This window comes from Brevibacillus choshinensis (genome assembly GCF_001420695.1).
GTDB classification, from domain to species: domain Bacteria; phylum Bacillota; class Bacilli; order Brevibacillales; family Brevibacillaceae; genus Brevibacillus; species Brevibacillus choshinensis.
In genome coordinates this window covers 879890-893410 of sequence record NZ_LJJB01000007.1, presented here as the reverse complement: position 1 = coordinate 893410, position 13521 = coordinate 879890, and the positions used below count along the sequence as shown (strand labels likewise).

The window sequence follows — 13521 nt, the reverse complement described above, 5'->3', positions numbered from 1 at the left end:
TTATGCATCTGGGTGACTGATGGTTCTATAAGTAAATGTTGGTATACAAGGGAGTTGGAAGGAAATGCGCCCGTCTCACTGAAAATCAAAAACGTTCCGTGCATGGGCTCGTAAAGCCACCCTAGCAACGGAACGTAAATCGGCTTAAGTATGGCGGAGGGAGCAGGATTCGAACCCGCGTGAGCTTTCACTCTAACGGTTTTCAAGACCGCCCCGTTATGACCACTTCGGTATCCCTCCACGTTTCAACAAGTCTTACTATAGCACAGCTCGTTTCTGAAATGCAAGAGTTAGCTTCCAAATAAATAACTGGCTCCCAGCCTCTTGCACGGGAGCCAGTCTTCGCTACCACAAGCTTACTTTTTAATAACCACCAATTTGAGCTCGGTCAGTTCCTCAATTGCGTACTTCACGCCTTCTCGCCCCATCCCGCTCTCCTTTACGCCTCCATATGGCATATGATCCACGCGGAACGTCGGAATATCGTTGATCATAACGCCGCCTACATGCAGCTCGTCGGCAGCCTGCAGAGCGAGTCCGAGGTTGCTCGTGTACAAGCCTGCCTGCAGACCATAGCGAGAATCGTTCACCAGCTCGATCGCTTCCTGAACAGACTCTACAGCGTTGATTAGTACGACCGGACCAAACACTTCCTGGCATGATACCTTCGCATCCGCAGGCACTCCTGTCAGAACGGTTGGCTGCAACATACGATCTACCACTTCGCCGCCGCACTCTACACGCGCGCCATGCTGCTTCGCTTCCTCGATCCACGCCACAGCTCGCTCCGTCTCACGAGGACTGATCATTGCGGAATAATCAGCATCCTCAGTCAAGGCGTCTCCCCCGCGCAGCTTGTTTGTCTCGGCGACGAACTTGCTGACGAATTCTTCAAATCGTTCTTTTACGACGTAAATTCGTTGGACTGAAATACATACTTGACCGGAGTAGGCAAATGCCCCAAAAATGCAGCGTGGGATGACTTCGTCGAGATTCACATCGCGATCGATAATCACAGCTGAATTGGAACCCAGCTCCAACGTGACTCGCTTCAGTCCTGCCCGATTGCGAATATCGATCCCGACTGCGGGACTTCCAGTAAAGGTCAGCGCTTTGACGCGCGGATCCTTCACCAAGAGATCCCCGACGGAGGCTCCGCTGCCTGTCACTACGTTCAAGGCACCTGCCGGAACACCAGCCTGTTCAGCGACCTCTGCCAGGAAAAAGGCTGAGAGAGGTGTCTGGGAGGCTGGCTTCAGGACAACCGCATTGCCTGCTGCCAGGGCTGGTCCTACCTTGTGCGCGACGAGGTTCATCGGGAAGTTAAACGGCGTGATCGCACCGATTACACCGAGCGGCTCCCGAACCGTGTACGCCAGTCTGCCTTCGCCACCTATAGCTGCATCCAGCGGCAAAGTCTCCCCGTGAATGCGCTTGGCTTCTTCGGCAGCGAACTTGTACGTCTGAATCGTACGAATCACCTCACCACGAGCCGTTTTGATCGGCTTGCCGGCTTCCAGCGCGATGATTTTCGCTGCTTCTTCCAGCCTTTCATCCATCAAGAGCGCGATTTTTTCCAAAATAGCGGCTCGTTGATAGGCAGGCATCTTCCGCATGACCGCCGTAGCTTCTTCCGCTGCGGCAATCGCTGCTTTCACCGTTTCCGGATCAGCCTGCGGGATCTGGGCGATCTCTTCACCGCTGTATGGAGAATACAAGGGGGCGTATTCAGCAGACGACAACCATTGACCACCGATAAAGCATGCTTTTTTCATGGCAAACTCCTCCATCCATTAGCGATTAGGTGTGCACAGTTCAGTCAGGACACTCTCCAGCACGTTCAAGCCTTCTTCCAGCTGTTCTTCAGTAATGACCAACGGGGAAAGAATCCGGATCACATTGCTGTATAGCCCAGCAGACATCACAACCAGTCCATTTTGGTAGCAAGCCTGAACGATTTTTGCTGTCAGTTCTTTATTCGGTTCCTTGGTCCCTTTGTCTTTCACCAGTTCGATCCCGCACATAGCGCCGAGGCCGCGAGCATCGCCCACTTCAGCAAATTGCTGCTTGAACTGCTCGAATCGTTTGAGAATGGTGTCACCAATTTTGTTCGCTCGATCCAAGAACCCATCCTGCTCCATCATTTCGATGACTTTCAGTGCGGCTACACAACCAAGCGGACTTCCGCCATACGTACCGCCGATTTCTCCAGGATTCGGAGCATCCATGATTTCTGCTCGACCAGTAACCGCACTGATCGGCATGCCTGCCCCCATAGATTTGGACATGGTAATGATATCTGGAACGACATCGTAGTGCTCCATGGCAAACATTTTTCCGGTACGTCCAAAACCGGTCTGCACTTCATCCGCGATCAAGAGAATTCCGTACTTATCGCAAATGGCTCTTACGCCTTGTACAAAGGTTTTGGAAGGAACGATGAAACCACCTTCGCCTTGGACCGGCTCCATGATAATCGCTGCTACGTTATCTGCCGCTACTTCAGCGAGGAAAAAGTCTTCGAAACGGCGCAATACTTCTGCATCTGTCTCCTCAGGCGAAGCATCGTATGGAGAGCGGTAGTAGTACGGATAGGTCATTTTGTATGTGTCAGGTGCAAACGGTCCGAATTCATACTTATAAGGACGCACTTTGCTTGTCAGAGACATTGCGAGCAGCGTACGTCCGTGGAAGCCACGTTCAAAGGAAATGATCGCTTTGCGACCTGTGAATTTACGGGCAATTTTCACCGCGTTTTCCACTGCTTCAGCACCACTATTCAGGAAGAACGTCTTTTTCGCATGGTCCCCTGGTGTGATTTGATTCAGTTTTTCAGCGAGCTTGACGTATGGCTCATACATCATCACGTGGAAGCATGTGTGTATGTACTGATCCAGTTGTTCCTTGAGGGCTTCGACGACAGCTGGTGGGCAGTGACCCGCATTGATCGAACCGATCGCGCCAGCAAAATCAATAAACGTATTGCCATCGATGTCCGTGAGCAACGCGCCTTCTGCTTTGGCAACAAACGCAGATGTGGTGTTGGATGGCCCACGTGGCACATTCGCTTCTTTTTTCGCGAGCATTTCTTGAGATTTTGGCCCCGGAACAGCTGTTTTCAATTGGATGAACTTCGTTGTAATTGGACTCATGGTTAACCCTCTCCTTCTAGTTTTGGTTATTCGTATCGGCAATGCCGCACCATTCAATCAAGGTAAGTGCAAAGATTTCTGCGCAACGGAACACGTCATCCAGCACGATGTACTCATTTGGGTAATGAGCGACCTGCGTCACCCCAGGACCTACTACGATCGCAGGTGTATCCGCCAAAGCTGTCAGCAGTCCCCCGTCTGTACCCCATGGAGACGCCTCCACGACAGCACGCTCTCCTGTCACCTCAACAAATTGACGATGCAAGATTTCCATCAATGGATGATCTTCTGCTACCGCTCCTGGGACCCATCTCGCACCGTACCACTCTAACTCCACCGGCTGTTCTGCGAACCAAGGGTCGATCTCGGCAAGACCTTTCAGGGCAGCTGCCATCTCTGCCTTTGCGTCCTCCATTTGCTCCCCTGGTGCAACACCCATACGCCCTTCCAGTTTGACCAGATCGGCCACAGACGATGGCCATTTACCGCCCTCAATCACGCCGATATTAATCGGGATGGGAATCGGCAGTTTTTCATACAGCGGATCGTCCAGTCGATCGTTTCGTTCCTTTTCCAGACTCCCCACAGCTTGAACGACGGCCAAGCTTTTTTCGATGGCACTCACGCCTTCATAGCGAGTTCCTCCGTGAGCGGAACGACCTTTTACAGTCAATCGGAACCACATGGATCCTTGCTGTTTCGGGAAAATCTTCATGTTCGTCGGTTCCGGGATGAGTGCGGCATCTGCCTTGTAGCCTCGCAGAATGGTCGCCAACGTGCCTGCCCCACCGCTCTCCTCTTCCACTACGCTTTGGAAAATGACATCACCTTTTAACTGCACCCCTAGTTTCTGTAGCACTTGAATAGCCAGAAGGGAAGAAAGGTTTCCCCCTTTCATGTCTGTTGCGCCACGTCCGAACAGCTTGCCATCCTCCACTTTGCCACTGAAAGGATCATCGCTCCATTGGGCCTGATCACCTGCAGGTACCACGTCCACGTGTCCATTTAAAATGATGGAGCGACCTTCGCCAGCACCCTTCCATACCCCGACCACATTGGGACTGCCCGCGAATGCCTGACGTGGGGAAACAAAGTACGGATGCTGTAGCAGCTCCTCGCCTTCCATCACCCAAAGGTCGACGTCCAAGCCCATCGAAGCCAATGTTTTCGCGATGCTCTCCTGAATGGATTCCTCGTCACCTTGTACGCTTGGATCTTTTACCCAATCTTGCAGCAGTGCGGTCGCCGCTTCCCGGTCCTTTTCCAACTGTTCCCGAATGAGAGACTGCCAGTTTGCCATGATCTTCCTCCTGACTCGCGGATATTTGGTTTCGCTGTTCCTTATCGAAATACGCCTACCTCGCCGTCGATTTTCAGTTCGGCTTCTGTCGCACCGATCACATCTGCCACGCAATACGGATACATGACCTCGCGCAAGTACAGCCCGTCAGGCATGACCTGCATGACGGCCATATCTGTGATGATCCAATCGGCCGCGTTCTTTGCAGTCAGAGGCAGTGAGCACTCCCTGACGATTTTAGAGCGACCATTTTTATCGAGATGGGTGGTTACAACCATAACCTTTTTCGCTTTTTGCGCCAGCTCCATCGCACCACCCATTCCCGGTACGCGTTTGCCTGGAACGATCCAGTTGGCGATATCCCCGCTCTGACTTACTTCCAGGACTCCCAAGATCGTCATATCGAGAAGACCACGACGGATAATAGCAAAAGCAGTAGCACTATCAAAAAAGGAAGCCCCTGTCGCTAGCGTGACGGGAAAACCGCCAGCATTACAGAGCATCGGGTTTTCCTCCCCTTTTTGCGGACTGGGACCCGTACCCAATATCCCGTTCTCGGCGTGAAACATGACCCGTACGTCAGAAGGGATAAAATCAGCTACCATTGTCGGAATACCGATGCCGAGGTTGATGATCATTCCATCCTCGACTTCCAAAGCAGCACGTCGGGCAATCCGTTCGCGATAGCTCTCTGTCTCTTTTACTTCTCCCATGCCCATTGCCAATTCACCCCTTCACTTTGCACGATAAAGTTGATGAATACGCCTGGCGTAACGATTTCCTCCGGTGACAGCTCGCCGATCTCGACGATTTCATCCGCTTCAACGATGGTGATTTCCCCTGCCATAGCCACGAGTGGGTTAAAGTTGCGTGCACTCGTATCAAAAACCAAGTTTCCGTAACGATCTGCCTTTTTCGCGTGCACGATCGATACTTCAGCTGTAAGTGGTGTCTCTAGCAAGTACTCCTTGCCTTCCATCACGACTTTCTGCTTTCCCTTTTCTGCGATCGTCCCAATGCCGACGTCAGACAGAATGCCGCCTAGTCCCACTCCACCTGCACGGACTCGCTCCGCCAGAATACCCTGTGGGCAAAATTCAACCTCCAGCTCTCCTGCCGTCATCTGTGCCCCTGCATTTGGGTTAGAGCCGATATGCGAAGCGATCACTTTTTTGACGCGCTTCTCTGTCACTAGCTTGCCGATCCCGATATGAGGAAACGCTGTATCATTACTGATGAGCGTCAGTTCGCGAACGCCCTTTTCCAAGATGCCCTGGATCAGGGAGGGAGGATTGCCTACTCCTCCGAATCCCCCTGCCATGAGCGTCATTCCGTCGTGAAAATGAGTTAGCGCTTCCTCCATGGAAATCACTTTTTCAAATCGATTGGTCACCAGCGCTCTCTCCCTTCTAACCGATCAGTGCCTGCTCTTGGAGCTCCTGCTGCACACTTTCGATGGCTGCTTTCAAAATGCTGATCAGTTCGTCGATCTCTTCTTTCGTAATCGTGAGTGGTGGTGCGAGGATCACGCAATCACCTGCTACGCCCTCAATTCCACCGACTGCCGGATAAACCAGCAGACCTTTTTCAAATGCCTTGGCGATGACCTTCCCACTCACATTTTTGGAAAGCTCGAACGGCTCCTTGGTTTGTTTGTTTTTCACGAATTCCAAACCACACAGCATCCCTAATCCGCGCGCATCTCCAATCAGCGGCAACTCCTCTGCGAGTTCTTGCAGACGTTGGAGCAAATAAGCCCCTTGCTCCGCTGATTTCTGAATAAGATGGTGTTTTTCCACGTAGTTCAGTACGGCGAGGGAAACTGCGGCTGACTGTGGGTTGGCACTGTATGTGTGCCCTGCCATGATTAGTCCGGTTCCTTTTGTGATCGTCTCGATGATTTCTTCTGAAACGATCGTTGCTGCCATCGGGGTATATCCCGCACTCATGCCTTTTCCGAGCGTAATCATGTCTGGCACTACGCCCCAGTGGTCCACGCCAAATGCTTTTCCGGTACGGCCCACACCCGTCATAACCTCATCGGCGATAAAGAGCACGTCATACTTGTCACAAATCTCCCGGATTCGCTGGAAGTAGCCATCTGGTGGAACTACTGCGCCAGCTGTCGCCCCGATGACAGGCTCCGCAATAAAGGCTGCTACCTGGTCCGGTCCTACACGTAGAATAGCTGTCTCCAGCTCATTCGCGCATTGCAGCCCGTACTCTTCCAGGCTCATTCCTTCTGGCTTGCGGTATGGGTATGGTCCCGTAATCGCCGGATAGTCTTCTAGCAAGGGTACAAACCGCTTGCGACGAAGGACGTGTCCGGACATGGAGAGCGCCCCCATCGTGATTCCGTGATAGCTCATCCAGCGTGAGATGATCCGGTTTTTCGTCGACTTCCCTTTTTCTTGCCAATATTGAATCGCAATTTTTTGCGCTGTCTCTGTTGCTTCTGAACCGCTGCTGACAAAGAAAGTCCAATTGAGCGAACCAGGTGCCCACTCCGCCAGCTTTGCCCCTAGCTGCTCTACTGCGTCACTGCTAAAATGGGAGCGGTAGGCAAAGGAAACTTCCTTGCCTTGCGCGTACATCGCTTCCACGACTTCATCTACGGCATGACCGATGCTCGCCGTCACAGCGCCACTGCTTCCGTCGATGTATCGTTTTCCCTCTTTATCGTAGAGGTAAATTCCTTTTCCATGAGAGATCACCGGATAGTTCTTACCCAGCTCAGGCTTGATTACATAACTTCTTTCCATTGTCGCCACCTCGCTTTTCTCTACCTTCATCGTAGCTGACCGAAGTGCCGTAGCCATCCGACGAGCTGGCAAAAAAAACATGGTAAAGTGACAAAATCTTTTGTACATTTTGTATAAAGAACTTTTTCGGAGGGATCGCTGATGACAATTACTATTCGGGAGGCCCTTCAATTGCCGGATATGGTTCAAACGAGATTGATCGCCGGAGCTGGCGGCTTGGACAACCCGATTCGCTGGGTCACCATTGTAGAAGTATTGGAGGACGCGACTCGGCTGCAGGAAGGTGAATTTCTCATTACGACGGGCTTTGGTCTTGCTGAGAACACGGAGCGCCTCGCTTCTTTTATCCCGTCTTTAGCCAGTCAAAAATTGAGCGGAGTTGCCATTCATACAGGCTTTTACTTACGAGAAATTCCCACAGCTTTTATCGAGATGGCAGACCGTCTGCAGCTGCCACTGATTGAAATACCTGCGGAAATCAACTTTTCCACCATAACGAAGGCGATTTTGCAGCCCATCATAAACAGGCAATTTGAAACACTCGCTTACTCACAAGCGATTCACAACCGAATGATCGACGCTGCCCTTTCAAAAGGTGGACTAGCTGCCATCGCGGCGGAGCTTGCCACATTAACCAGCGGTGCGGTCACTTTGGTAGATGCTTTAGGTTTTGAAGTAACCCAGCACGGTTCCACGGATCTGGACAATTCCAGCGCTGGAGTAAAAAGCGCGCATTCGACACCCATTCGCGCCAATCGCGAGCATTTTGGAACGCTGACGCTGGTCAAGTCCCAGGAGGCATGGAAGGATCTGGACGACGTGGCACTCCAACACGCCTCGACCCTCTGTGCATTGGAATATGTAAAAGAACGGGCCGTATCCGCTACGGAATGGCGTTTGAAGGGGGACTTTGTAGAGGAGCTGCTGAACGGCAAACAAATGAGTCCATCCGAGCTGGAAAGCCGCTGTCGCATGCTGGGATACCCGCTCACAGGTGATCATCTGGTCGTCGCATTGAAAGTCGATGTAAAGGATGATGCCATCCTCTACGAGCTACATCAGAGTGCCATCCTGTTGATGCGCCGACTTTGCGATCGACAACAACGCTCTTATTTACTGCGCGAGCGGCCACACTATTTGTTGTTCGTGTTTCCTGATAATCGATCCAGCCTGCAGCTCATAGAGCTGTTTGCTCAGCGCTGGGAGCAGCTGCACAAGGATTTTTCTCTGCATCTTGCGTTAAGCAACTCTCGGATGCAGTTGGAGGATGTGGCCTCTGCCTCTGAAGAAGCGCTGTTTGCCCTGCAAGCCTATCCTTTATTGGCATCTGCACCCACCATGCTCCGTTATCGAGACATGCAAGGGTATCAATTCCTTTTTCCTTATCATCGAAGTCAGGAAGCGCTCCTCGAGCTTTGGAAGCCTCTGCTTGCGCCTTTAATCGGCTACGATAAAAAACATAACCAGCAGCTGCTGGAGACTCTGGACGTGTATTTGCAGCAAAATGGTAACGGACTGCAGACGTCACAAGCGTTATATATTCACCGACACACCCTGAAATACCGATTAACACAGATCGAAGAAAAAACGGGCTACCGCCTGGAGGATGCACATCAGCGCTGGCAGCTGCAATTGGCCCTGATGGCCCGCCGTCTCCAGAAGCAGTTGTACCCCTCTCAGGCGTAGCCCTTACTCCCACGCGGAGCGAAGTGGTTTCACCCAGATATTCATATCTTCGTACCCGGAAAAGATCGTGCAATTATTAATCAATCGTCCTCGATACTCGTAGCCCATCTTGGACGCAGTTACGTTCATTCCCGCTGATTGAGCCCGTGTCAACGTGTACAAGTAGTAGATTCCCGACTCCTCCATATTTCGTTCCAATGCAGTGAATAACGGTTGGAGGAGTCCTTTTCCTGCGTGATCGGGATGGGTCGCACAGTCTGTCATCTCGGCAGAGCCCATTCGTTCGTTGACCTCCGCTGAAGCTGCGCAGGCGATCTTTCCATCGTGCTCCACAACCATATAGCGAGTGCCCTCGTCCATCGTTTTGAGAACGTACTCTGGATCATCCATCGGCGTCGGATAGGTAGCGAACACCAAAGCGTACAGCTTAGCTAGTTCTTCTGCGTCTGCCTCGTTTGCCTCACGCAGTGTATACCCTGATGGCAAAGGCTTTTCTTCACCGTTTCCTTTTTTACTCAAGCTCAGAGCCAGTATGTCTTCCGCCAGATCAGGCGCCACAGAAGTAGCACGCTCTTCCGTCAAGTAGCAGGAGAGCATTTGTGCATTTTCCCCTTGGAAAAAGCCTTCGATAACCCCTTCCTGGCTATATCCTAGAGCGAGCCATTTCTCCACATCCGCTTTTTTTCCATAGACGATCATTTTTGTGGCATCTGAGTTGTTGGCCAGCTTCCTCATCAGCTGATCCATTTCGCCAATCAGGTTCGGATCATATACGTGCAGCTTGACTCGACGATTTTGGCTATCCACGACCAGATCGCCAGAGGCTAGCATCGCATCTACATTCGCCATGTAGGTATTCCCCTTTCCTACTCTTTATTTCATTGTAGCAAAATCAGTCCTCCCGTCATCTGCCAATCTGTATAAAACAAAGTCGCGACGAATAAACGGTACGAGTCAACTAAATCGGATAGGTATTCGAGGAGAGCCATTCGTACCGTACACTCATAGGATGATAGAAGGGAATGCTCCAGCTGGGAAGGAGATAGTTGTCGTGAGCTTTGGTAATAACAATATCGCCCTGATCTTGGTTCTCTTCGTCCTCCTCGTGATCGTTCTCACTGCTATTGAGTAAAGATCGTTTTCGCCCCTTATCAAAGTAGTATTGAGGGGCTTTTTACATATGCATGTAATAAGTGGCTTACGTCTCTGAAAGGGGGAAGCTCACGTGGCCCCACTCATTTACGCCCATCGCGGTGCTTCTGGCCTTTTTCCGGAAAACACCATGGAATCTTTCTACGCAGCCGTCCGACGTCGAGCCAATGGCATTGAGCTCGATGTACAGCTCAGCCGGGACGACAAACTCGTTGTCATTCACGACCATACCGTAGACCGGACAACTACAGGCTCTGGCCTTGTTCGACGACATACGTTGCAGGAACTGAGACAATTGCGAGCAGATCGAGGCTCCTCCTCCCGTTTTTCCAAAGCGAAAATACCTACGCTGCGCGAAGTGTTCCATGCCTTTTCAAATACGCCCCTCCGCTTTATCCTGGAGCTGAAAAACTTTTTGTCAGATCAACCTGGCCTCGAGGAGCGAGTCATTGAGCAAATTCGGCGGTATCATTTAACGGAGCGTACGATCATCTCTTCATTCAATTTTGATAGCTTATTGCACATCAAGGAATTGGATCCTTCCCAAACGACAGGGCTTTTGTACGTGGGACCGATCCCCCGCCCTTGGGAAGTGGCGCACCGCTATCAGGCTGATCAGCTTCATGTACCGATGGACCAGTTATCTGCCAAGCTCGTAGAGGAGTCGCACAACCATGATCTGACCGTACTAGGCTGGACGGTAAATAGCGCTCAGGAAATCGAAGACGCTCTCGATATGGGCGTAGACGGTTTGATTACCAACTACCCTGGACGCGCGAGAAAGATTTTGCGGGCACGCTCATAATCATCTACATGCGAAAAGGAGCCTCCACGGATGGGGCTCCCTTTTTGCGTTACTTTTCTTTAGGTCGTCTGCGGCACGTAAAGTTTTCCTTGCCATGTATTCCGATTTCTCAGCTCAGCATCAATTCCGTTGAGCACTTCCCATTTTTTCCGACTCCACATCGGACCAATCAGCAGGTCAGGTGGTCCATCCCCTGTGATGCGATGCACAATCATTTCCGGCGGAAGTATTTCCAGCGAGTCTACGACCAGCTTGGTGTACTCTTCTTGTGAGAGGAAGTCCAAAAGGCCAGCCTCGTACTGTTTGACCATCGGTGTCTTACGCAGCAGATGGAGCAGGTGGATTTTGATCCCCTGGACGTCCAGATGTGCTACCGCATTGGCCGTTTGCATCATTTCTTCATGCGTTTCACCTGGCAATCCGTAAATGATGTGCGAGCAAATGCGAATGTTGTGCTTACGTAGCTTTTCCACGGCTTGCAGGTAGCACTCATAGTCGTGCGCCCGGTTGATCAACGTAGCTGTATGCTCATGAATGGTTTGCAGGCCCAGTTCGACCCACAGATAGGTGCGCTCGTTCAATTCCGCCAAATATTCCACCACATCATCTGGCAAACAGTCTGGACGAGTCGCAATCGATAGCCCTACAACGCCTTCTTGTTTCAGAATGACTTCATACATTTCACGAAGCTCTTCTACGGGTGCGTAGGTGTTCGTGTAGGCCTGGAAAAAGCCAAGGTACTTGGCACTCGGCCATTTTTCGTGCATGCGATTTTTGACGTCGTGAAATTGGCGTTCCAGATCCATCCGACGGTCTCCCGCAAAGTCTCCAGATCCCCTCGCACTGCAAAATGTGCAGCCACCGGTAGCTACCTTTCCATCCCGGTTGGGGCAGCTGAAACCACCGTCCAATGGTACCTTGAAGATCTTTTCATGGAAAGTGCTCCGCAAATGGTAGTTCCATGTATGGTAACGTTTGTCGCCCCACAACAAGGGGGCATCGTTATGGCAAGCATTTGGTGCAAGCGTCATTGCTGTATTCCCTCCTCGTGGCGAAATACCTTTCATCCGCCACTCTCTTACGTGCAGCCGTATCCTGCGTTCACTTGGCTGCTCGGGTGATTCCCTTTCAATCCAACCATTATACCAAAAGCACCGCTCTGCTTTCCACTCAGAATAACAGGAAAACCACAGGTTTCCCTGTGGTTTTGCACATGTACTCGTTATTGCTGGATCTCCTCGATACGGATCGCACGGCTATGGGACGTGTGGCTCCACTCCTGATTTTTCTTGGTGAAGAAGGCGTAGAACATGATCGGCAGCCAGGTCAGGAAAAAGAATGGGAGCAACAGAATTCCCAAATACCCTTTGAGAGGTACCTTTTCCAAATAAAGAGCCAGGAACGGCAGCAAGTAAAAAATCGCTGTCGAGGTATATACTAACCAGCTTGGTAAAATTGTTGCAGCAGGCATCAACATGTCAATTTCAAAGAAGCGACCCAGGAACAACAGGGACATAAACGTGACGATCAATACGTACATCGGCTGGAACAAGTAGAAAGCAGCGTCCAGCATACCTAAGCGACCTTTTGTGATCCCGTTTTTCAAAACGGAGCCAATATAGCGCCCAGCGACATCGTAGTGACCTTGCATCCAGCGTAGACGTTGACGCATAGAGGACTTCAGGTCGATCGGTTTTTCATCCCACACTTTCGTATCGTGTGCCCATGTCGGGTAAATCCCTCGCTCAATGCAGCGAGTCGCAAACTCCAGGTCTTCTGTCAAACTGGTAGCACCCCAGCCCATTTCCTTGAGCAGGTTGCTTTCGATACACAAACCGGTACCGCCCAATGTGTTCGGCAATCCCAGGTTGTGCCGTGCCAGTTGCCACATCCGGTTGGTAAACCAGTAAGTAACAGCATAAGACAGGGTGATCCAGGAATCAAACGGGTTTTTCGAATCGAGGTAGCCTTGAATGACGCGAGCCCCTTTGCAAAGGCGGTCATTCATGACGCGCAAGAAGTTCTTTTCCACCAGATTGTCCGCGTCAAACATGACGACTGCGTCGTACTGCTGTGGTCTTGCCCAAAGATTTTCCAGCATCCATTCAATCCCGAAGCCTTTTCCTCGCTTGGACGTGTCAAAGCGCTCACAAGCGTAAGCACCGTGTGCACGGCTGATTTCCGCCGTGTTGTCCGTACAGTTGTCGCAAATGACAAAGATGTCGTACTTCTCACGAGGATAATCCATTTGTTTCAGGTTTTCAATCAAGGGTGCGATAACAGCACTCTCGTTGTGTGCGGCGATGAGCACCGCAAATGTTTTCTCTGGTTCATGTGTGACTTGTTCGTTTTTACGGAACAGCCCAGCACACGAGATCAGAGTTTGGTACGTGCTGACTACACCTACCGTAGAACTAAATCCGATGAATAATCCCTCAATGATCTCTCTAAATATACTCATGGGTTCTTCTCCTCGACCTAAATCAAATTTGGGTCAGATCTGATTTAGGTAGTGTTTTTCCAACATTTCTCTATTGTTTTTCTCTCAATTGGGAGTGTACATCAAATGCGATTCATTAGCAATGACCCAAAAGTGGGAAAAAAGAAGGCACTGCTATCACCTTTCCCACCTTTCTTTCTTTCTATTCGACATCCCACGACAGT

At 51.0% G+C, this 13521-nt stretch carries 11 protein-coding genes and 1 tRNA gene; 2 read left to right on the top strand and 10 right to left on the bottom strand.

All coding sequences use genetic code 11. The annotated features are described in order from the left end of the window. Positions 1–151: 151 nt before the first annotated feature. From AN963_RS04265 to AN963_RS04235, 7 genes are all read right to left on the bottom strand, one after another. A tRNA-Ser gene (locus tag AN963_RS04265) sits at positions 152–240 on the bottom strand. A gap of 116 nt (positions 241–356) precedes the next feature. After that, positions 357–1775, bottom strand: coding sequence for an aldehyde dehydrogenase family protein (locus AN963_RS04260; RefSeq protein WP_201783701.1), 1419 nt, complete (start codon positions 1773–1775; stop codon positions 357–359). 18 nt (positions 1776–1793) lie between these two features. Beyond that, on the bottom strand, positions 1794–3152 hold the full coding sequence (gene gabT / locus AN963_RS04255) for a 4-aminobutyrate--2-oxoglutarate transaminase (protein WP_055743297.1): 1359 nt from the start codon (positions 3150–3152) through the stop codon (positions 1794–1796). 16 nt (positions 3153–3168) lie between these two features. Then, a complete protein-coding gene (locus tag AN963_RS04250; RefSeq protein WP_055743296.1) occupies positions 3169–4452 on the bottom strand; it encodes a peptidase in 1284 nt (427 codons plus the stop codon). A 41-nt stretch (positions 4453–4493) separates the two neighbouring features. Then, positions 4494–5171: a 3-oxoacid CoA-transferase subunit B gene (locus AN963_RS04245; RefSeq protein ID WP_055743295.1), complete on the bottom strand. Its 678-nt coding sequence runs from the start codon at positions 5169–5171 to the stop codon at positions 4494–4496. Further along, a complete protein-coding gene (locus AN963_RS04240) occupies positions 5153–5815 on the bottom strand; it encodes a 3-oxoacid CoA-transferase subunit A (RefSeq protein WP_055744439.1) in 663 nt (220 codons plus the stop codon). The genes AN963_RS04245 and AN963_RS04240 overlap by 19 nt, the downstream gene beginning before the upstream one ends. 46 nt (positions 5816–5861) lie before the next feature. Next, positions 5862–7214: an aspartate aminotransferase family protein gene (locus tag AN963_RS04235; RefSeq protein WP_055743294.1), complete on the bottom strand. Its 1353-nt coding sequence runs from the start codon at positions 7212–7214 to the stop codon at positions 5862–5864. 141 nt (positions 7215–7355) lie between these two features. Between AN963_RS04235 and AN963_RS04230 the strand changes: the two genes are divergently transcribed. Next, a complete protein-coding gene (locus AN963_RS04230; RefSeq protein WP_055743293.1) occupies positions 7356–8900 on the top strand; it encodes a PucR family transcriptional regulator in 1545 nt (514 codons plus the stop codon). A gap of 3 nt (positions 8901–8903) precedes the next feature. Here AN963_RS04230 and ablB read toward each other — a convergent pair whose 3' ends face one another. After that, complete coding sequence (gene ablB / locus AN963_RS04225) at positions 8904–9749, bottom strand: putative beta-lysine N-acetyltransferase (RefSeq protein WP_055743292.1); 846 nt, start codon at positions 9747–9749, stop codon at positions 8904–8906. Between the two features lie 376 nt (positions 9750–10125). On the opposite strand from ablB, the gene AN963_RS04220 reads away from it, so the two are divergent. Continuing rightward, positions 10126–10857 (top strand): glycerophosphodiester phosphodiesterase, encoded by a 732-nt coding sequence (locus AN963_RS04220; RefSeq protein WP_055743291.1) that lies wholly within the window; start codon positions 10126–10128, stop codon positions 10855–10857. A gap of 59 nt (positions 10858–10916) precedes the next feature. Here the strand turns inward: AN963_RS04220 and AN963_RS04215 are convergent, their stop codons facing one another. Beyond that, positions 10917–11888 (bottom strand): TIGR01212 family radical SAM protein, encoded by a 972-nt coding sequence (locus AN963_RS04215; RefSeq protein WP_055743290.1) that lies wholly within the window; start codon positions 11886–11888, stop codon positions 10917–10919. Positions 11889–12079: 191 nt separating this feature from the next. Then, positions 12080–13318, bottom strand: coding sequence for a glycosyltransferase family 2 protein (locus AN963_RS04210; protein ID WP_055743289.1), 1239 nt, complete (start codon positions 13316–13318; stop codon positions 12080–12082). Between the last annotated feature and the right edge of the window lie 203 nt (positions 13319–13521).

What these genes read in the sequence shown, in the direction of transcription:
- AN963_RS04260 (WP_201783701.1), bottom strand. Translation starts at nt 1,775, where the DNA reads ATGAAAAAAGCATGCTTTATCGGTGGTCAATGGTTGTCGTCTGCTGAA.
- gabT (WP_055743297.1), bottom strand. Translation starts at nt 3,152, where the DNA reads ATGAGTCCAATTACAACGAAGTTCATCCAATTGAAAACAGCTGTTCCG.
- AN963_RS04250 (WP_055743296.1), bottom strand. Translation starts at nt 4,452, where the DNA reads ATGGCAAACTGGCAGTCTCTCATTCGGGAACAGTTGGAAAAGGACCGG.
- AN963_RS04245 (WP_055743295.1), bottom strand. Translation starts at nt 5,171, where the DNA reads ATGGGCATGGGAGAAGTAAAAGAGACAGAGAGCTATCGCGAACGGATT.
- AN963_RS04240 (WP_055744439.1), bottom strand. Translation starts at nt 5,815, where the DNA reads ATGGAGGAAGCGCTAACTCATTTTCACGACGGAATGACGCTCATGGCA.
- AN963_RS04235 (WP_055743294.1), bottom strand. Translation starts at nt 7,214, where the DNA reads ATGGAAAGAAGTTATGTAATCAAGCCTGAGCTGGGTAAGAACTATCCG.
- AN963_RS04230 (WP_055743293.1), top strand. Translation starts at nt 7,356, where the DNA reads ATGACAATTACTATTCGGGAGGCCCTTCAATTGCCGGATATGGTTCAA.
- ablB (WP_055743292.1), bottom strand. Translation starts at nt 9,749, where the DNA reads ATGGCGAATGTAGATGCGATGCTAGCCTCTGGCGATCTGGTCGTGGAT.
- AN963_RS04215 (WP_055743290.1), bottom strand. Translation starts at nt 11,888, where the DNA reads ATGACGCTTGCACCAAATGCTTGCCATAACGATGCCCCCTTGTTGTGG.
- AN963_RS04210 (WP_055743289.1), bottom strand. Translation starts at nt 13,318, where the DNA reads ATGAGTATATTTAGAGAGATCATTGAGGGATTATTCATCGGATTTAGT.